The sequence below is a fragment of the Geobacillus vulcani PSS1 genome (genome assembly GCF_000733845.1).
GTDB classification, from domain to species: Bacteria; Bacillota; Bacilli; order Bacillales; family Anoxybacillaceae; genus Geobacillus; species Geobacillus vulcani.
Genome location: NZ_JPOI01000001.1, coordinates 2,295,001 through 2,315,379, shown reverse-complemented (window position 1 = coordinate 2,315,379; position 20,379 = coordinate 2,295,001). Strand labels below are relative to the sequence as shown.

The window sequence follows — 20,379 nt, the reverse complement described above, 5'->3', positions numbered from 1 at the left end:
CGCCCCGCTCCTCTCAAGTCGGCAGCCTGAGCCTGCTGTTTGAACAGCAGCCGTTTTTCTTACTCTTCTTCGGCAAACACATTTTTTAATTCGATCGCAAATCCAGGAAACATGCGGACAGGAATCGTCTCATCGCGAACATACATCCCTTGATGGCGGAATCTCCCTTCTTCGAGCACATAGACATCCATCGTCTTTCTCCAACAACCTTGTTGTAGGCAAGGGAGAACGGTTTCAAGTATAATAAAAAAGAGGTGAGGAGCATGCAAGAAGCCATCAACATGTCCCCGTCCCCGTCATGGGAACATCAAATCGTTTGCGACAATCTTGTTTCCATGATCAAAGGAAAAAGCCCATGCCAACCGATTTCCAAATTATCCGTGAAACTCGAAAAGAACGGAAACGTGATGAACGAGTTTATCCAGCCGGATGTCGCTGTCTATTGCGAACGGCCGGAAAAAATCATCGGCGGCTATAAGGGGCGGCCGCTCATTGTCATCGAAGTTGTCAGCCCGTCAACCTACAAAATCGATGTGACACTAAAAAAAGATTTGTACTGCGCCTACGGAGTGGAAGAATACTGGATCGCCGACCCCTACAACAAAACGATCCGTCAGTGCACACTCGAACATGATCGATACGCCGAAACGATCATCGCCTGTGGCGAAATGTTCGATTCTGTCATCGGAACGATTGACACGGCGCTCGTGTTCCAAGGCGTGTAGAAAAGAGGAAACGCCCGCTATGGACGAAGCGAGGCGGTCTGTCCGAAAGTTGCTTGATTTTTGGCATCGAGACGGTCGTCTGTTACCACAGCGGAGTTTGCCGCGGCCAGATTCGTGAACAGTTGGAGCAAATCGCTCGATCGATGGCATAACCTCGTTTCACAGCACGGCTAATCCATGGCTGACAGACGAAGCCTTGTCGGATGCCGATGGCCTTTCAACGGCATCCTTTTCTGCCTTCATGGAAAATTAGCCATTGATCTTATCCTGTTTTTCTTGTATAATGAAGTATGTCTGACAAACCATTTCGGGATGTAGCTCAGCTTGGTAGAGCACACGCATGGGGTGCGTGGGGTCGCAGGTTCAAATCCTGTCATCCCGATCGAAGGAAACCAGCCGAAAAACATCCGGCTGGTTTTTTTGTTCTCTCACGCGTTTCCTCCTCGTGACCGCCGTTTTTCCCTATGAAATCAATCCAATCTGCCTTCCTGCCCAAGCGATACGGTCAACAGCCATATCAACGTCTTCTGCCGTCATGGCAGCGGTGACGGAAAAGCGAATGCGCGCCGTTCCCTCAGGGACGGTCGGCGGCCGGATGGCGATTGCGGCAATGCCCGCTTCCTGCAGCAACTCGCTCATCGCCACAGCTTGGTCGTTCGGACCGACGATCACAGGAACGATCGGCGTCTCGCTGCCGCCGGTGTCAAAGCCGAGCTGTTTCAGACTCATGCGGAACCGTTCACTGAAGGCGTGCAGCCGCTCGCGCCGCTCCGGTTCGGATTGGACGATACGAATGGCCGCTTCATTGGCGGCAAGGACAGCAGGCGGCAAGGCGGTCGTAAAAATGAAGCTGCGAGCACTGTTCATCAAGTAGTCGATCAGCCACGGCTCGCCGGTTACATACGCTCCGAAGCTGCCGAGCGCTTTGCTGAAAGTGCCGATGGCGATCACATCTTCTTCTTTCTCGAGCCCGAAATGGTGAAGCAGCCCTTCGCCGTTCGGCCCAAGCACCCCTCCGCTGTGCGCTTCATCCACAATCAATATCGCGCGGTAGCGCCGTTTCAACTCGACAAGCTCCGATAATGGCGCCAGATCGCCGTCCATGCTAAAAACAGCATCGGTGACGATCCATTTTCGCTTCGCAGGCGAAGATTGCTTCAACAATGATTCTAATTGATCGACGTCATTATGCCGGTAGCGGAAACAGGCGGCTTTGCTCAGTCGGATGCCATCAATCAAACTCGCATGGTTCAACTTATCGCTAAAGACAAGATCATCTCGGCCAATCAACGCTGTCAACACGCCGATGTTGGCCGTATAGCCGCTGTTGAAAATAAGAGCCGCCTCTGCTTTTTTCCACTGTTTCAACGCGGCTTCCGCCCGCTCATAGAGCGGATGGTTGCCGACGATAAGCCGTGACGCACCCGCTCCGGCTCCGTAGGCCCGCATCGCCTCGCAACCCGCTTCAATGAGCCGTTGGTCATCCGCCAACCCTAAATAATTGTTGGACGCTAAATTCAACATCGGCTTTCCGTTCAGGATGACCGAAGCGCCTGAGGCCTGTGCTCGGCGCAGCTGGCGCTTTTGCGCTTTTTGTTCCCATTCGTGCAGTTTGGCGATTAGTTCGGTTTTCATCCCTATCCCCCTTATATGTAAACTTTTTATAAAAAATAGTTTACATTAAAAACCGCGAATCGGCTAGGAAAAGATGGTCAGTTTCGTTTGCTGATTATTTAGCATATAGTTCTGTTAATTATTGATTTCCACCCTCGACCACATGCATAGTCCAACCGCAGACATGTCATACTATACGTGTTATCGGCAAAAAGGAGGTGTTAGAAATGGATGTCCGTCGGGCACAAGAAATCGCGTCGTCGCCGGTGATGGCGAACGTCACGTACAACGGCCAGCGCATTTACATTGAGCATGTCGACCAGCAAAAAGGGATGGCAACGATCCATCCGCTTGACAATCCGAATCAAAAACAAAGCGTGCCGGTCGCCAGCTTAGAAGAGCATTCGTCATGAAAAACGCGGGAGAAAGGGATCGTCCTTTCTCCCGCGTTTTTGTTAATCAAAAGTCCGCCGTTTGCCTTCAGCGACTCAGGTTTTTCGATTTCCTGAAAACCGAGCACATCCGTATAAAACGCACGCGCCTCATCCTCAGCGCCAAATGGCATGCAAATTTGCACATGATCAAGCCGTTTGATACGAATCATCGTTCCTCTCCCCCCTGTGCGAACGCTGGTTTGATCCGGCGGATGAACGAAACCGCAGCAACCGCCCAAATGAGCAGCACTCCCTCGACCGCCCAGATGTTTGTGACCACTTTCGCTTGATAAAGCGCCGGCAAGACGTCCATTGCCGCATGAAGCAAAATCGCGTACAGGACATAACGGAACTGCCGCTGGCGCACGCCAAGCAAAACGAGGAGCGACAGCGCCACATGCACCGCCAAAGCAAACAGCCGTTCTATGCCGCCCAACACGTACATTGCCAACGGCGTGTGCAGCACTTGTTCTTTGATCAGCTCCGCCTGGCCTGCCGGGAGCGATGGGGCGATCGTTTTGTCGAAGGCGCCTGATTGAATCAAGCTCAGAAGCACAATCGTGTTCACAGCGCCAAACACGCCAAGCAGCACTGCTTCCACCCCGCCGTGCCCAAGCCCGAATGACAAGCCGTCGCCATACGCCCGGTTTTTTTTCAACAGCCAGCGAAACCCGACATAACGGCCGATTTCCTCAAACACACCGGCAGCAAGCGCGGCGTACAACACAAAGAGCAAAACGCTGTCTGTCCCTTTCAGCGCCGGCCGTCCCGGTTCGAGTAGAGCGATGTGAAGCGCTTTTTCCAACACTTGTGAAAACAAGAGAAACATCAGCGCTCCGATGCCGAGCGCTTTCCACGAAAGCCATCCTTTTTTTCTTCCGTACCATGCGAGACCAACTGGAACAAACAACGAAATGGCGAGCTGCACCGCCGCACCGGTCATTCCCACGTCCTCTCCCCCCTCCCGCTTATTTATGAGCGGTTGCGTTGTTCTTGCTGCTCATAAAGAAACGATCGAACGATAAGATACAAATTGCCGACAACGATGATGACGAGAAACAAAACAGCCCTCATCTCTCCGGGCCAAAACGCGGTGAGCATCGACAAAATCCCCATGGCGATAAACACTTTGCCGCCAAGACGGTGCGTTTTGTGCCAAACCGTCTCACTCGCTAATGTCCACGGTGTGCGAATGCCGATGAAATAATTGTGTTTGATTTTCGGCAGATAATTTCCGATGACAAGAAACAGACCGCCGATGGCAAGCGGCATGAACGCCCCAACATCGATGGAAAATCCAAGGTTGTACGCCAATGTCACGGCATGCAGCGCCAAGAAAAAGCAGGAAAGCGCCGCATTGACAATACGATAGCTTTTTTGAAAGCGGGCGTAATGTTCTCTTTTCGGGTCGAGCTTCGGCAACACCGCCGTCAAAAACGTGAACACCGTCATGAGAACGGGCAGCAGCAAGGCGCCAAACCATTTGTTGCTGAAGCCATCAGCTTCCCCTGATGCGTTCCAATGGATCGCCACTTGATCCGGCAAATACGGAAGGACGGCCAAACTCAAGAAATAAGCGAGAATCGCCAACACGATCGTCAGCCGGCTAACGTTCATCATGTCTCTCCCCCTTTTCGACAAAATCGTAAAACCAGCGAAGCAAATCTTGAAACACCGTCGTGTTCAGAGAGTAGTAGATATGCTGTCCCCTACGCCGGTCTTGCACCAAATCAGCCTGCTTGAGAATTTTCAAATGATGCGATACGCTCGGCTTTTGCATAGCAAAATGCGAAGCGATTTCTCCTGCCGTCAACTCTCCTTCCCGGAGCAACGTTAAAATCTTCCGGCGCGTCGGATCAGCAATCGCTTTAAACGCCTCGTTGAACGACAATGGTAATCCCACCTTGTGAACGATTTTGGGATGCATCTTAAGGGGTTGACAACCACCGGGAGAGCTTTCGTTTGTCGTTGTCTCTTATGCACCAATGTGAACAGGTTTTCATACATGTATACGTATATAATTAGATATTTAGAAAAACATCTAAATATCGGATAAACGATTCGCTATTAATTAAAGAATATTCCATTTGACTGTCAATGTCTTTTCCCGTTTTCCCCCGTAGATATCAGTGGAAAGGAGGACGCACAGCTAGGCGCCCCCGGAGTCCATGGTAACGTGGGGCTTGGCTTCCCACTGATTTCCGGTGAACTACTCCCACTTAGCTTTGCTTGAAGTGGGAGCTTCTCAGTTCCGCGACGAAAGCAACCTTTCGTCTCCCTGAGCGTGACTTCGGGTCGTTCCAACCCTAGATATCCGACATGATGGAAGTTCTTTTCTACCTTGGCTATTTTACGAGTGGAAGGAATCTGCTTGGTTCTCGCCTATTCATTTGTCCACTCAACCCCCATATAGCCACTTATCAAGAAACATATGATATATTCAGTTTATCATAAGATTTGGCTAACGCCAACCGAAATTCATCTCCCGAGTCAGTCAAGACTTTGTGGGGGATTTTTTCGGTCCACTACGGGCGTTGTCAATCATCGGTTGATAGACCATTTTTAGGAATTGATATCGTAAGCGCTTTCGGACTCTCATCCCTCATCTTGAGATGGTTTTTTCTATCCATTTTTTTACATCCATCCACCGTCCCGAAGCGCCGACAATGCTTGGTAAATCGGCGTCCCCGATGACCGCTGAAGACACGGGATGTTCTGGCGCATCACCTCCGCCAACAACCGCCCTGCCTTCCGTTTGGCCTGTTTGATCCGCTCAGGCTTCGTCGGGGCTGAGGCTGCCCTCTGGGGCTCTTCCTCCTCCAACTGCCCCTTTCTCCGCCATATTCCGTCGATTCGGACCACCATCGCCTTCAGAAACGCCCAAAGTCCTTGGTCTTTCCAGCTGCGGCGGGATTTCACCCGGTACGCGAACCGGCTCATCACGCTCTCGGCGTGACCCATCGGACGCATGCCGGCCGTCTCCACCCCTTGCGCCGACAGCCACTCTCGGTAGTCCCGGATGCATCCTGGCATCGACTCGATCCGGCGGATCATTTCGGCCAACTGCTGTTCTTTGGCTTCGTCCCCCAACGTACCGATGGCACTGTTTAGCTCCACGAGAAGCCCCTCCTCGTCTTGTTTCGCCAGCTTCTTCCGCACCTCCCGCCAACGCGGGTGGCCGGACAGACACTGACGAAGCTCCCGCGCCACATGGAACCGATCCAGCTGAAAGCACGCCCGCTTCCCAAAATATGTCCGGCAGGCCGTAATCCAGGATGCCGCGTCGCCGTTGATGACCAACAGGTCCCGGCACGGGTCATAGGCATATTCCTTCATCAGCCACTCTTCGAACCCTTCCCACACGTCCCCCGGCCCTTCATGGAGGTAGTGGCGCCGGTTCACGAGCTCAAGCTGCGAGCCGTTTCGTCTCCATCCCTCGTGAACCGCCAAGATTTTCTGCTCTTTCGCCCGTTTCCCTTTCCCTTGGCGGGAAATGAACAGTCCATCCGCTTCCACCAACAGCACCCGGCCATACCGTTGGGAAACAGGGTGGTGCAGCGAGACAGGGGCCGCCAACACCAGCTGACGAATCGCCTCATGGCTGAGGACCGCATACCCCACGATCGCCTCCAACGTACGGGCTGCTTTGCGGTAGGAAGAGCACTCTATGGCCAACTCGACCGCCGTTTCCTCGAGGCAAGGACTGATCGATTGGGCTCCATCAAAGCCCAGTTCGGCATCCAACAAGAAGGTATACGCCCCTGCCTGCCGATCATAGTAGTAGTTCCGTCGGAACGTCACTTCTCCAAACAGCGTTTGGAGTGTGGTCGGCCGTTTGTCTTTCAGCTGATAGCGGCGCTTGTCCCTTGCTTCCGCCAGTTGTTGATCGATTTCCTCCAAAAGGGACGCCAACACGGTGGCAAACACGTTTTGAAGGGTTCTCAACAATTGTTCCTCCAGCTCTTTTCATAAAGGCCATTCTGTGGTAAGATGTTTCATGGACTCTCTCCCTCCTGTTTTCGGTTGATGTGGACAATCACTATCATAGCAGGGAGAGAGTCCTTTTTGCATGAGATCCGCTTTTTCCTACCGCGTTTCGCTTGGTGGCCCCGACGAGCGTCGCGAACAAAAGTTCGCAACCCTCGTCGGGGATCCTTCCTGAACGTTACCCACAAATATTTTACTCACACTCATCTCCCACTGATCGTTGGGCTACGCCCTTCACACGCTTGAAGTGGGAGACTTCTTTCGGAATTATGTTAAAACCCCGTGGGCCAAGCGGCGAGCAAGCGCTCACTTTTTTCGCGCTTGGATGTAAGCAAATATTCAAGTGTCTGGCAAAGGAATTTTCTCGTCTCCGCCGGATGGATGACATCGTCGATCAAATGTTTGCGCGCCGCCCCATACGGCGAGCTGTCAAACGACCACTGCATGAGCAGCTCCTGACGCCGCTCATGCGGGTTGTCGGCACGTTCAAGCTCGCGGCCGTATACGACGTTGATGCCGACTTCCGGACCGGTGAAATTGATTTCCGCACTCGGCCAGGCGACGACCACATCCGCTCCCATCCCCGGTCCGCACATATTGCCGTACGCCGCGCCAATGCTTTTGCGGATGACAACCGAAATTTTTGGGACGGTTGATAGAGCAAGCGCCTGATTCCACACCATGATTTTCGTCGCCATTTTCGCTTTTTCCGCCTCGACGCTGATGCGAAACCCCGGTGTGTCATGCAAAAAGATGATCGGAATATGATACGAGTCGCACAAGCAAATGAATTCCGTCGCCTTTTGGCATTCCTGCGGCCCGGGCGCTCCTGCGTATTGGTTGGGCTGATTGGCGATGATGCCGACTACATGACCGTTTAGATACGCCAAAGCGGCGATCAGCGCCTTGCCAAATTGTTTCTGATACTCAAAATAGTCTCCTTCATCAACAAGGCAGGCGATAATTTTTCGCATATCATAGACGCGGCTACGTTTGTCCGGCAAAATTGAAAACACTTCCTCAACCATCCGGTATGGGTCATCATCCGTCTTCCGCATCGGCGGCCGCTCGTTAGCGTTTTGCGGCATGTATGAAAAAAACCTTTTTAGTTGCTCGATGCATTCTGCCTCTGTCTCGCCATCGGCGTCAATCTGTCCGGTATATTTATGGTGGATGTCTACGCCGCCGAGCTCATCCGGCGTGACGCGCTGCCCATTCGCCAATTCGAGCATGCGCGGCCCAGCGATCGCCATGCATGTCCCCTTCATTTGCGTGACAAAATCACAGCTGACCGCCGTCCATGTCGGCCCACCGTAGCTGTCCCCCAAAATCGCCGCCATCGTCGGCACTTGCCGGTGGTGGGCGAGCAGCTCGCGTGGAAACAATTTGTCGCTGATCCCGTCCGACCCCATCCCGTCCGGCATGCGCAACCCACCGCCTTCATGGAGGAAAAACATCGGCAAGCCATTGCGCACAGCCAGTGCATGCATTTGCCGCGACTTGCGCAAATGAACGCTCCCCTCCGTTCCAGCGAGCACCGTTTTATCCCCGGCGATGATGACCGCCGGTCGGCCATTCACTTTGCCGATGCCGGCGACAAGCCCGTCTCCATACGTTGTTTCTTCCAAGCCGGGCTGGTCGGACGCGTTCAGCTGTCCGAACTCGATAAAAGTTCCCGCATCCACAAGCAGGGCGATCCGCTCTCTGGCAGTTAGCAGCCCTTTCTCGTGCTGCTTGGCGATTTTCTCTTCGCCGCCGCCCAACGCAGCGCTCGCTTTTTTCGCCATCAGTTCGTCTGTTAATTGCCGCAAATTCTCCACCATGATCCCCCTTTTTTTTTTGGAAAAGGCGGGGCGGCCCGTGCCCCCGCCGCTATGTTATTCTCTTGGAAGCAGCTTTCGCAATACTTTGCCTGACGGCGTCGCCGGCAATTCATCAATGAACTCGATATAACGCGGATACTTGAACGCCGCCATATGCGTTTTCGCCCATTCGATCAAGTCAGACGGCGCGACCCTTCCTTTGTACGAATCGTGAAGAACAACAAACGCTTTCGGAACTTCCCCTTTCATCGGGTCAGGCACACCGATGACTGCGCATTGCTTGACGGCCGGATGTTCGTTCAACAACGCTTCGACGTCTTCTGGAAAGACGCTGTAGCCGGACACTTTGATCATCTCTTTCAGCCGCCCTTGGAAATACAAATAGCCGTCTTCATCGACATACCCGATATCGCCGGTGTACACCCACCCATCTTTCAGCGTCTCGTTCGTCGCGTCATCGCGGCGGAAGTAGCCTTTAAAAACCCCCGGATTTTTGACGACAATTTCCCCCGACTGTCCGGTCCCAAGCTCTTGTTTCGTTTCCGGGTCCACGATGCGAATGTCTGTCTCATACGTTGGGATGCCGCACGAGTCAAATTTCACACGGTCATCCGGCATGAACGTGTCACACGTATGCGTCTCGCTCAACCCGTAGGCGGCTTCGTACAACAGGCAGCCGCCGGTCGCTTCCGCCCACCGCTCAGCAAGGTCTTTCGTCACCGGCAGGCCGAAGCTTGTCGCTAAGTTGCGTTTTAGGCTCGATAAATCCGCATTGACAGAAGAGAGCGCCTGCAGGATGGCCGCGTTCATCGGAGCGATACTGTACCATGCCGTGACTTTGTACGTTTCGATGGCTTTGATCGTCGCCAGCGGGTCGAAGCGGGTGAATAATACGCACGGATGTCCCGTGTACACCGGCATATTCAGTCCCATCACCATGCCGGCAATATGGCAAAGCGGGGAATGGGCCATCAACGTTTCCGGTTTTTCCGTCAGCCGGTTCGCTTGGGCCGATGCGGCCGTCTTAAATAGCGCATTACCATAGGTGAGCATCGCTCCTTTCGGCCGACCGGTCGTCCCCGACGTAAAAACGATCAACCCGACATCGTTCCACAAGTCAATGGGAGCGGTCTCATCAAGCGGCGGAGAAGCGGCGATGATGGCGGTGAGCTCATCCGCGCCTTCACACGTCTGCTTCGGCTGCAGCACCTCTTCGCAAAGCGGGATCTCCCCTGCCGGATCCGCATAGTCACCGTAATGACAAGCGACCGTAAACGACAGCGGCGCCGTTTGTTGTTCAGCTTGTTGAATGCGGGATAATCCTTCTTCCCCAGCGATGATGCCGACAAGCGGCACTTCGGAAAAGAAGTAGGCAAGTTCAGATTCGCGGTACATCGGATTGAGCGGAACGACAATGCCGCCGAGCTGCTGAACGGCGAAGTGAGCGATGATGTATTGTGGACAGTTTTGCATGTACAAAGCCACGCAGCTCCCCTTTTCCACCCCCTTTTCCCGCAAATAGCGGGCAAACCGGTGGACATGGTCAAGCAACGTCCCCCATGTGATCACCGTATTGTAGAAGATGTACGCTGGTTCGTTCGCTTCACGTTCACCGCGGTGGCGCAAATAATGATAGAGCGGCTGTTCGCCGAGCACATAGCGGAGCTTCTTCGGCAACCCGCTCGGCCAATACGGGCGCGTTTGGTTCACCTGTTTCACCATCCTCCGAATAGAATACTGAACGGTCAGTATTTTCGTTTTAGAAAACGCTTTCAACCTATGATCATGTCCTCTGCTTCATTCCTATGAATAGAATTTCGCTGTCATTCGTTGATTTCCTTTTTCGAACGACCCATTATTTTCTCCGACATGGCAACGCAGATGAACTCCTCCCCTTTTTTCTAGGCGCGCATACAATGGCCATAAACGGTCTTTACGGAAAAAAGGGGAATGGAGACTATGGCCATTAGTAACGGAACCCAATATATCGAGCGCATTGACAATCTTCGGTCAAATGTATGGATCAACGGCGCTCAGGTCGAGGGAAAGCTGTCGGAACACCCGGCTTTTGCCGGCGTGATGCGAAGCCAAGCGCGCTTATATGACGCCCAGCACCATCCAAACAAACAGCCGGTGCTGACGTTCCGCACATCGACGGGGGAGCTGGCCGGCGCGGCGTTTTTGCGGCCGACGACAAAAGACGATCTCGAACACCGGCGCCTGGCGTTCCAAGAATGGGCGCGCTTGACAGCGGGGATGATGGGGCGGTCTCCCGACTACATGAACACCGCCGTGATGGCGCTCGCTTCCGCGGCCGATTTTTTCGGGCAGCAGCACCCGTCCTACGCCGAACATATCGAACACCTCTATGAGCGGGCGATCAACAACGACTTGTCGTTCACCCATACGTTTGTCAACCCGCAAGTGAACCGTTCCCTCGGCTATATGGAAGAAGACGGCGAGCCGATCGCCGCCAAAGTGATCCGCGAAACGACAGACGGACTCGTCATCAAAGGCGCGCGCCTGCTCGCCACTCAAGGCGGCATGACTGACGAACTTCTCGTTTTGCCGGCCGGCGGGACGCTTCTTGGCGATGAATACATGTACGCGTTTTCGATTCCGAGCAACACGCCGGGGTTGAAGTTCATCTGCCGCCCTTCTTTTGCTGCTGGCGCCTCTTCGTTTGACGCCCCGCTCAGCGCGCACTTTGATGAAATCGACGCCGTTGTCGTATTTGATGATGTGCTCGTTCCGTGGGATCGGATCTTTTTCTACAAAAACGCATGGGTGGCCAAAGAGCTGGATGAAGAAACCCATTTGGGCATTATGCTGCTGCACCAAGTGCTGGCGCGGCGCATCGTGAAAACCGAATTTTTCCTTGGAACGGTGGAGCTGCTCAGCGAATCCATCCAAATTGGCGGATACCAGCATGTGCAAGAAAAAATCGGGGAAATCGCCGCCGCCCTTGAAGCGCTTCGGGGAATGCTTCTCGCCGCCGAGCTCCACGCGAAACCGGACCGGCGCGGCACCATGGTGCCCGATCCTGCCCCGCTTTACGCTGCCGCCTTTTTGTATCCGCGCTTGTACCCGCGCTTTGCCGACATCGTTCAGCTGCTTGGCGCCAGCGGGCTTGTCTGCCTGCCGACGGAAGCTGACTTTTCTTCCCCGCTCCGCCCGGATTTGGACCGGTATTTGCAGGCAGCGACGCTTCCGGCCGAACAGCGGGTGCAGCTGTTCCGCTTCGCCTGGGATCTGGCGATGAGCGCCTTCGGGACGCGGCAGACGCTGTACGAACGGTTTTTCTTCGGCGATCCAGCCCGGTTTGCGACAACCTTTTACCATCGCTACGACCGGGAAGCATGCGCCCAAATGGTGCGACGGTTTTTGGACAGCGAACAACGTTGACAAAACGGCAGCAACCATCGCACTGGACCGGCATAAACCATAAACGCCCGCCTTTTCTTCAAAGAGGCGGGATCACGTCAATCGTTCAGCGCACCGATCCAACAATCGGAAAGGGTGCCCCGCCTCTTTCGGGACACCCTCATGCGAATGGACACGTGATCGATCACATCGTCCGCTGACGGTCGGGAAACAACAAGCTGAACAGCACCCCGGCCGCCAGCGCAATGGCAAACGTCGTAAACCGTGAACTGATGATGGCCTCAAGCGGCGAGGAAATCCAGATGACCGTGCTGAGAAACCCGGCAAGGATCGTGGCGATAACGCCGATGCCGGAATACCGCTTCCAGAAGAAAGAGAGCAAAATCGCCGGCGACAACGTGCAGCCGATCCCTGCCCATGCCCAACTGACAATGAAATACACAAGCGACTCGGATGTCATCGCCAGCACCAAACCGAGCAGTCCAGCGATGACCACCACCGCGCGGGAAAGCGCGACAAGCTGTTTTTCCGACAGGCGAAGGCGCAAAGAACGCCGCGCAATGTCTTCGCTAATGGCGCTCGTGATGACAAGCAGCTGCGAATCGGCCGTTGTCACGATGGCCGCCAAAATGCCCGACAGCAATACCCCCGCGAGCCACGGCGGCAACAAATCGAGCGCCATATGCGGCAATACCGTTTCCACGTCGGCGAAGGAATGGCCCTGATAAAGGGCAATCGCCGCAAGACCGATGCAAAACGCGCCGCCATAGGCCATCAGCGTCCAAATGATCGCCACTGTTTTGGCCGTTTTCGCCTCGCGGGCGTCTTTCAACGCCATGAAGCGGACGCTCAGCTGCGGCTGTCCGCCCAGATAGCCAAAAAACCAAGCAAAATTGTTAAACAACAATAGCCCAAGCGCAAATCCAGTGACTCCCCCCGTCCATGAATCGAGGCCCGGCTTCGCGTGATGAAGCGCTTCACTGATCGACAAGCCACCACTATAAATTTCCACGAACGCCACAATGGGCAAAATCACGAGCGTCGCCAGCATGAGCATACTTTGAATCATATCCGTCCAAACGACACTGACGAACCCGCCGGTGTATGATAAGATAATGACAATCGCCACACTGATGACCATGCCAAGCTGCGGATCGATATGAAACACGGCAAACAGTGTCTTGCCCGCTCCGGCAATTTGCGCGCTGAAATAAAACATCATAAAGCTAAAAATAAGGACAGTCGCAAGCCATAAAATCGTTTGCCCATGCGCGCCGAACCGTTTCGCTAAATAACCGGGCAACGTCAGCGCACCGTATCGCTCCGCCTCTTGGCGAAACCGGTCGGCCAAAAAGAGCCAGGCGCAGACGATGCCGATGACAATGCCGACGGCCACCCAAATCGCAGAAAGCCCATTGGCGAATACAAACCCCGTGTAGCCAAGCAACAGCCAGGCGGATTCGCCCGTCGCCCGCTCAGAAAAAGCGAGCGCCCAACCCGGCAGTCGTTTTCCCCCAAGCAAAAAGTCGGAATGGCTCATCTCCTTTTTCCCATACCAATAGCCAAGCGCCGCCATCACAAGACAATACAGCACGAGTTCCACCAAGATGATGCCACTCATCGTTGTTCCTCCCTGTTGTACGGTTTTGCACAGGCGCACACGGAATCTGCAGGGATGTCTTTCTCTTCTCGGCCTGCCAATCCCACTCCCCTTCCATAAACATGGCGCTATCATCAGACTGCGACGATCGACGATCATGCCAGTGACAGCGAGAATGGTTGCTCCTCACAGGCATCTGTTTACTCTTTACATATGTGGCAAACGAGCCAGTTATTCCAGCATGACACCGCGTCTCACCTTGCAAAGTTTCGCTCGGACAGAATCAACATGTGGAACACTACAAGTTGCCAGACGGCTCGAATTATAATAAAGTGGAGATGAATCCAAAAAAAGGAGTGAACAAGATGAACCGTTGGGAGAAGGAATTGGACAAATACGCCGAATTGGCCGTGAAAGTCGGCGTCAACATTCAGCCTGGGCAGACGCTGTTTGTCAACGCCCCGCTCGAGGCGGCGCCGCTCGTCCGCAAAATCGCCAAAACGGCGTACGAAACCGGGGCGAAACACGTGTATGTCGAGTGGAACGATGAGGCGCTTACATACATCAAATTTCATCACGCCCCTGAGGAAGCGTTTTCCGAATATCCGATGTGGCGGGCCAAAGCGATGGAAGAGCTCGTCGAACAAGGAGCAGCCTTTTTATCCATTTACGCCCCTAATCCTGACTTGTTAAAAGACGTCGATCCGAAGCGGATCGCCACCGCCAATAAAACGGCCGCCCAAGCGCTCGCCAACTATCGGAGCGCCATCATGGCCGATCGGAACTGTTGGTCGCTCCTGTCCGTCCCGACGGCGGCATGGGCGCAAAAAGTATTTGGGGATCTGCGTGATGAAGAAGCCATCGACAAACTATGGGAAGCGATTTTCCGCATCGTCCGCGTCGACCAAGAGGACCCGATCGCTGCTTGGCGCGAACATAATGATCGGCTCGCCCGCATCGTCGATTACTTAAACAACAAGCAATACAAACAGCTCGTTTACGAAGCGCCGGGCACCAACATCACGGTCGAGCTCGTCGACGGGCATGTTTGGCACGGCGGCGCCGCGACCAGTCAAAACGGGGTGCGCTTCAACCCGAACATGCCGACCGAGGAAGTGTTTACGATGCCGCATAAAGACGGCGTCAACGGCACCGTCCGCAACACGAAGCCGCTCAATTACAATGGCAACGTCATCGATGGGTTTACGCTCACGTTCAAAGACGGTCAAGTCGTCGACTTCAGCGCCGAAGAAGGATATGAGACGCTCAAGCATTTGCTTGACACCGACGACGGGGCGCGCCGCCTCGGCGAAGTCGCTCTCGTGCCGCATCAGTCGCCCGTATCGCTGTCCAATCTCATTTTTTACAATACGCTGTTTGATGAAAACGCCGCTTGCCATTTTGCGTTGGGCAAAGCGTACCCGACGAACATCGAAAACGGCGCGGCGCTGTCCAAAGAAGAGCTTGACCGCCGCGGCGTCAACGACAGCCTCGTCCACGTCGACTTTATGATCGGCTCGGCCGAACTGAACATCGACGGCGTCACCAAAGACGGCAAGCGCGAACCGATTTTCCGCCGCGGCAACTGGGCGTTCGAATTGTCGTAAGCTGGTTTCCCTTCACTCTAAGCCATCAGGCTGCGTCCAACAGGCGGGCAGACCCGACCGTTGGCGCAGCCTGATTCCATTCCAACACGGATTCACACGCAACGATCAAAGCGAACCGATAGGGTTGTTTTCATCTTGCCGCAAATGCACAGCGGCCGATGCCGCCTGCGCCAGTTGCTCGCATTGCCGCAAACGAATGCTAAAGAGAACGAGCGGGTCGCGGTACGCCTCCGGATTTGTGCGCATATGTTTGAGCTCACCTTCCTGGGCAGCAATCTCCAGCTCCAACCGTTTCAACGTTTCATCGAGCCCTGTCAACGGCGCATGGAAAAATCGGGTGACATCGCGTTCAAGCGATTTAGCAAACCATTCAAACGGCAGCAGCAACTGGTGGATGATCGCCTCCACCACCTCAGCGTAATCTTGCGCCTGGATGAACTGCTTATACTTTTGCGCCAGCATTGCCTTGTTTTGCGCAAAAGCACCGAGCAGTTTTCCCGCCCCTTTCAACAGCAGCTGGCTTGGCGTTCTCCGCAAGAAAACGTTCACCTTGTCTATTTGCACCCCGCTGATCAACCGATCCATATCGCGCCGCCAATCGGCGAGAAGGCGAAAATCGCATTCGAGCTTGAGCCGCTCATCGCCAAACATGGCGTTAAACCCTTCACCCATTTCATGCAAAAACGCCTGGCATTCGTTGAATTCGTCTTCCGTCGCTGCAATCCACTGTTCCATGGAGCGGCGCAGCTTTGGCAGCGCCTGTTCATCAAGGTAAGCACGAAGCCGTTCGTTCGCTTTGTGGTTCAGTTCAAGATGCAAACGGGAAAAATCGCTGTCTTCGCTCACAAGATCCGCCATGTTGCGCAACAGATCGGGAATCGCCGCAGACAGCTCGCCCCGCATTTCCGCCAAGACAGTATGGAATGACTTTGCCGTTTTGGCCATTTTTTCCTCTTGCAGGTCGCCAAGCTGATGAATAGCGCCGCTGAGTTTAGCCGCCATTTCTTTTTTCCACACGACCAGCTCCGCCAACCGGCTTTCCGCCTCGGCCCGCTGCCGGAACAAATGAGCGATGAACTGGCGGATCGTCGTTAAAATCGCTTCCTCGCGGCGGACCGATGATACATGGCGGCGCATCTCCTCAAACCAGCCGACGAGGAATTGTTGCTGCTTGCGGCTTGGCGCATGGGGCGAATAGACCATAACATGGGCCCCCGGAACAATCGTACGAACGTGCGCTTCCACTTCCTCAACGATTCTCGCCGTCTCCTCTTCATCCACCATTCCGTCGCCCGGAGGAAGCAAAACGTACATCGGCGCATTCGGCGCCCTCTCACGAAGCTGTAGCATCAACTGCTCATCGGCGCTAGAAAACGGATCCTCTCCGTTGAGAAGAAAGAGAATGCTGTCAGCAAGCGAAAACGACACAAGCGCTTCATGGTCGGATGAAGCGCGCCCGCCGAGCGGGCCGATATCCAACAAGACAATCCCTTGCGGCACGAGTGAAAACGGCGCCTTGCATTCAATGACAGCGTCATCAGGGAATCGGCTTCCGCGGCCGCCCGTTGCCTGTTGAAATTCGTCAATACTCGAAAAAACGGTAAACTGGTCGTCACTGATTTTCGCGACTTCCATCTCCCCACCGTTTCTCCACGCAATCACCGGCGCAGACGGCGCCGCCAACGCTGCCTCGCCGACCAACGTCCGCAAAAACGCCAACCGCTCATGGCGCGACGCCCCAGCGATCAAAACGAAATGCGTCCGCGAATCAGACAGCTGCCGCACGAACCAGCGGAAGCGGAAATGCGAGCCCGCCCGCTGCTCTTCCGCCCAATCGGCAATTTCTTCAAATAGCGACACACCCGCTTCCCCAGCCTGCCGTTTCGCATGGACGAGCCGCTTAGCGGCGTCGTTGACCGTCTCTTCTTCAAACGCCTCAGGAAATTTCTCACTCCACGCCAACAAGGCAGCTGCGGCCACGGCTGTCTCCGGACCTTCAGCTAAACTCACCCAGCTTTTGACAAGCGGTGGAACAACTTCCACCAACTCTTTCAATCGATACGGCCCCTTCATCAATCCCGCATAAGCTTCCCCTAAAAGGCCGGGAATTCGCTTCCAGTCATAGTCGCGGCCGATCGCCAACTCATCATAGAGGCGATTCCACTCCGCGAGCCACGAAAAATAGAGGTCTCCATCTCGATAACCGTTCCATAGCGCCTGCACAAGCCGTTCAAACTTCACGCGATCCGTTTCGTACAACAGCGCTAGGCAGCGTGAAAACCGCGCAGGCGCCATCGTTCGCGCATGTCCTTGTTCCACATAACCGGTCAAGATGTCCGCCCAGCGGCGCGCCGAGGTCCGCACCGCCTCTCCTAAAGCAAGCTCGACGGCGCTTTCCCAATCACCTTGCTCCTCGAAAAAGGCGCGCGCCCATTCGGTCATGTTCGGATAATCCGGATACAACGTCACGCCGCGCTTAATCATTTCATCCGCTTTCGCTTTTTCCCCCAACTCGCGATAGAGCGAAAACAGGCATAAAATGATTTCCGCATGCAACGTTTCGCTTTCCGTCTCAATCGAGCGGTACAGCTCCTCTGCCAGCTCGAGCCGTCCAAGCTCATAGTAGCTGTCGGCGATGTTTTTTTGCGCCCAAGGGCGCAAATCGTCATGATGGACTTGTTCCCATTTAAAGATCGCCGCTTCATAGTCGCGGCGGTGGAAATACACTTCCCCTTGGGCAAAGCGAATGGACGACAAATCAGTGCCATCCCGATGCGCCGTGAAAAAAATATCGCCAAGCGCGCTGACAATGTCGCATTCTCCCGCCTCGATCAACGTCTCGTAAAATGTTTTATGAACCAGTTGCTGTTCAAACCCCATGTCGATCACCTGACTCGTATATTTGCCATGCATGTTCATTGTATGGCACGATTTATGATTTTATTTCTATCCCATATATTTTAACAAACTTTCGCGGAAAGGAACGTTTCAATTTGTTTTCATTTGCAAGACAAAACATAGCTGTTCCATTAACGAAAAAATGCTTCTGCGATCGCGGTAAGCGCGGGATGCAAAAAAAGAGAAAGATGGGCAAGCATTCGACACACAACCAACAGATCCTTTCAATTTTCAGCAGGAGGGCGCGAAATGGGAGACGCAAAAAAAACGGGATGGAAACAATCGCTTGCCATGGGCTCAAGCATACTCACGTCTCCATGCTTTATATTAAGGAGGGAATATCAAATACGTTTTTTGGAGTCTCGGACATAAAGATATTGTAACCACGCCGCAAACATACTCGCATATTTTAGGCAAGTTGACCTTGCAATGGAGGAGCTGTACCATGCTAAATAGCTGTGCAAAATTCGTGCAAAATTTTTTCGCATTCTATCGTTTTTTTCAGGATTCCCCAAAAATGAAAAATGACCGCAAACGCGGTCATATCAAGGGTTTCGGCAATGTTAACCCGAACCGATCGTATGTAAGTGGCGTCCCAGGAGAGACTCGAACTCCCGACCGACGGCTTAGAAGGCCGCTGCTCTATCCTGCTGAGCTACTGGGACATAACCAAGACGACACTCTAATCTTCCTGCTGCCCCTTCCTCTACCAGCTAACACAAAGAAGCCTGATGCGTCGGGGCAACTCGCAACCCATTCGAAGATGTCTCGCTCGTTGCTCTATCCTGCTGAGCTACTGGGACGATATCTACACGATATTCACGATAAAATAAAGGAAAGCGGGTGATGGGAATCGAACCCACGACTTCAGCTTGGGAAGCTGAGGTTTTACCATTAAACTACACCCGCATGATCAATATCATTGGAGCTTGTCTTAGAAACGACTGCAATAAAAATATAATCGCTAATTTCTTTTTTGTCAATATCTTTCTTAAAGCTAGTGGATAAACGCGCTCGAGAGGATTCGAACCCCTAACCTTCTGATCCGTAGTCAGATGCTCTATCCAATTGAGCTACGAGCGCATCATTGAGAGCGGAAGACGGGACTCGAACCCGCGACCCCCACCTTGGCAAGGTGGTGTTCTACCACTGAACTACTTCCGCATCATGAGAGGAATTCATTCCTTCAAAACTAGATAACCGTCGGAAGAAGCCGCGTTTCGTACTGTCTAGCTCCGGCTCGCCGCCGCTCGAGGTCAAATAACCTTCTCCCTCGGGGTGCAAGCACCCCTGCGGGCGAAGAACATTTGCCCGTCGCGGCGAACCGCTCGCCTCCGCTTTTCTAGGTTAAGCCCTCGATCGATTAGTATCCGTCAGCTCCACGTGTCGCCACGCTTCCACCTCGGACCTATCGACCTCGTCATCTTCGAGGGATCTTACCCGCTTCACGCGGTGGGAAATCTCATCTTGAGGGGGGCTTCACGCTTAGATGCTTTCAGCGCTTATCCCGTCCGCACATAGCTACCCAGCGGTGCCCCTGGCGGGACAACTGGTACACCAGCGGTGCGTCCATCCCGGTCCTCTCGTACTAAGGACAGCTCCTCTCAAATTTCCTGCGCCCGCGACGGATAGGGACCGAACTGTCTCACGACGTTCTGAACCCAGCTCGCGTACCGCTTTAATGGGCGAACAGCCCAACCCTTGGGACCGACTTCAGCCCCAGGATGCGATGAGCCGACATCGAGGTGCCAAACCTCCCCGTCGATGTGGACTCTTGGGGGAGATCAGCCTGTTATCCCCGGGGTAGCTTTTATCCGTTGAGCGATGGCCCTTCCATGCGGAACCACCGGATCACTAAGCCCGACTTTCGTCCCTGCTCGACCTGTCCGTCTCGCAGTCAAGCTCCCTTGTGCCTTTGCACTCTCCGAATGATTTCCAACCATTCTGAGGGAACCTTTGGGCGCCTCCGTTACCTTTTGGGAGGCGACCGCCCCAGTCAAACTGCCCACCTGACACTGTCTCCCACCCCGCTCAGGGGTGCGGGTTAGAATTTCAATACCGCCAGGGTGGTATCCCACCGTCGCCTCCACCGAAGCTGGCGCTCCGGCTTCCCCGGCTCCCACCTATCCTGTACAAGCGATACCAAAATTCCATATCAGGCTGCAGTAAAGCTCCACGGGGTCTTTCCGTCCTGTCGCGGGTAACCTGCATCTTCACAGGTAGTATAATTTCACCGGGTCTCTCGTTGAGACAGCGCCCAAGTCGTTACACCTTTCGTGCGGGTCGGAACTTACCCGACAAGGAATT

General features: G+C 54.0%; 14 protein-coding genes, 5 tRNA genes, 1 rRNA gene and 1 pseudogene (1 of these 21 only partly in view). 5 read left to right on the top strand and 16 right to left on the bottom strand.

Translation table 11 applies throughout. From position 1 onward, the window contains the following. Positions 1-59 precede the first annotated feature (59 nt). On the bottom strand, positions 60-191 hold the full coding sequence (locus N685_RS20170) for a hypothetical protein (protein ID WP_256371106.1): 132 nt from the start codon (positions 189-191) through the stop codon (positions 60-62). 72 nt (positions 192-263) lie between these two features. Here N685_RS20170 and N685_RS0112555 point away from each other — a divergent pair, with 72 nt between their 5' ends. Together N685_RS0112555 and N685_RS0112550 are read left to right on the top strand one after the other, a co-directional pair. After that, the gene (locus N685_RS0112555) at positions 264-725 is read left to right on the top strand and encodes a Uma2 family endonuclease (protein ID WP_031408831.1); all 462 of its coding nucleotides are present in this window, start codon (positions 264-266) and stop codon (positions 723-725) included. 308 nt (positions 726-1,033) lie between these two features. Further along, positions 1,034-1,107: transfer RNA gene (locus N685_RS0112550), tRNA-Pro, on the top strand. Positions 1,108-1,187: 80 nt separating this feature from the next. Here the strand turns inward: N685_RS0112550 and bioF are convergent. After that, entirely contained in the window at positions 1,188-2,360 is a 1,173-nt protein-coding gene (bioF, locus tag N685_RS0112540; protein WP_031408829.1) for an 8-amino-7-oxononanoate synthase, read from the bottom strand. Between the two features lie 206 nt (positions 2,361-2,566). Between bioF and N685_RS0112535 the strand changes: the two genes are divergently transcribed. Continuing rightward, positions 2,567-2,752: a small acid-soluble spore protein H gene (locus tag N685_RS0112535; protein ID WP_031408827.1), complete on the top strand. Its 186-nt coding sequence runs from the start codon at positions 2,567-2,569 to the stop codon at positions 2,750-2,752. Between the two features lie 50 nt (positions 2,753-2,802). Here the strand turns inward: N685_RS0112535 and N685_RS20070 are convergent. The 7 genes and pseudogenes from N685_RS20070 to N685_RS0112500 form a co-directional block, all read right to left on the bottom strand. After that, positions 2,803-2,943, bottom strand: a pseudogene (locus N685_RS20070) (glyoxalase); the annotation flags it as partial. After that, positions 2,940-3,722, bottom strand: a complete 783-nt coding sequence (locus N685_RS0112525; protein WP_031408824.1) for a YhfC family intramembrane metalloprotease — start codon at positions 3,720-3,722, stop codon at positions 2,940-2,942. The pseudogene N685_RS20070 and the gene N685_RS0112525, both read right to left, overlap by 4 nt. 23 nt (positions 3,723-3,745) lie before the next feature. Further along, the gene (locus tag N685_RS0112520) at positions 3,746-4,393 is read right to left on the bottom strand and encodes an SdpI family protein (protein ID WP_031408822.1); all 648 of its coding nucleotides are present in this window, start codon (positions 4,391-4,393) and stop codon (positions 3,746-3,748) included. Continuing rightward, entirely contained in the window at positions 4,380-4,664 is a 285-nt protein-coding gene (locus N685_RS0112515) for an autorepressor SdpR family transcription factor (RefSeq protein WP_031408820.1), read from the bottom strand. Before N685_RS0112515 ends, N685_RS0112520 begins: the two co-directional genes overlap by 14 nt. 743 nt (positions 4,665-5,407) lie before the next feature. After that, on the bottom strand, positions 5,408-6,733 hold the full coding sequence (locus N685_RS18430; protein ID WP_237746949.1) for an ISLre2 family transposase: 1,326 nt from the start codon (positions 6,731-6,733) through the stop codon (positions 5,408-5,410). A gap of 299 nt (positions 6,734-7,032) precedes the next feature. After that, positions 7,033-8,580 carry an acyl-CoA carboxylase subunit beta gene (locus N685_RS0112505; protein WP_031408818.1) on the bottom strand — a complete coding sequence of 516 codons (1,548 nt, stop codon included), beginning with the start codon at positions 8,578-8,580 and terminating at the stop codon, positions 7,033-7,035. Positions 8,581-8,637: 57 nt separating this feature from the next. Then, positions 8,638-10,305 (bottom strand): class I adenylate-forming enzyme family protein, encoded by a 1,668-nt coding sequence (locus N685_RS0112500; RefSeq protein ID WP_202807094.1) that lies wholly within the window; start codon positions 10,303-10,305, stop codon positions 8,638-8,640. Between the two features lie 237 nt (positions 10,306-10,542). Between N685_RS0112500 and hpaB the strand changes: the two genes are divergently transcribed. Beyond that, positions 10,543-11,988, top strand: coding sequence for a 4-hydroxyphenylacetate 3-monooxygenase, oxygenase component (hpaB, locus tag N685_RS0112495; protein ID WP_031408815.1), 1,446 nt, complete (start codon positions 10,543-10,545; stop codon positions 11,986-11,988). Positions 11,989-12,151: 163 nt separating this feature from the next. Here the strand turns inward: hpaB and N685_RS0112490 are convergent, their stop codons facing one another. Next, complete coding sequence (locus tag N685_RS0112490) at positions 12,152-13,588, bottom strand: sodium/proline symporter (RefSeq protein ID WP_031408813.1); 1,437 nt, start codon at positions 13,586-13,588, stop codon at positions 12,152-12,154. 344 nt (positions 13,589-13,932) lie between these two features. Here N685_RS0112490 and N685_RS0112485 point away from each other — a divergent pair, with 344 nt between their 5' ends. After that, entirely contained in the window at positions 13,933-15,174 is a 1,242-nt protein-coding gene (locus tag N685_RS0112485) for an aminopeptidase (protein ID WP_031408811.1), read from the top strand. A 105-nt stretch (positions 15,175-15,279) separates the two neighbouring features. Here the strand turns inward: N685_RS0112485 and N685_RS0112480 are convergent, their stop codons facing one another. From N685_RS0112480 to N685_RS0112445, 6 genes are all read right to left on the bottom strand, one after another. Next, entirely contained in the window at positions 15,280-18,093 is a 2,814-nt protein-coding gene (locus tag N685_RS0112480; protein ID WP_031408809.1) for a tetratricopeptide repeat protein, read from the bottom strand. A gap of 567 nt (positions 18,094-18,660) precedes the next feature. Continuing rightward, positions 18,661-18,737 (bottom strand) — tRNA-Arg (locus N685_RS0112470). Positions 18,738-18,910: 173 nt separating this feature from the next. Further along, positions 18,911-18,981: transfer RNA gene (locus N685_RS0112465), tRNA-Gly, on the bottom strand. A gap of 100 nt (positions 18,982-19,081) precedes the next feature. Further along, positions 19,082-19,155: transfer RNA gene (locus N685_RS0112455), tRNA-Arg, on the bottom strand. Between the two features lie 9 nt (positions 19,156-19,164). Next, positions 19,165-19,236 (bottom strand) — tRNA-Gly (locus tag N685_RS0112450). 179 nt (positions 19,237-19,415) lie between these two features. Then, a 23S ribosomal RNA gene (locus N685_RS0112445) occupies positions 19,416-20,379 on the bottom strand; it runs 1,965 nt beyond the window's last position.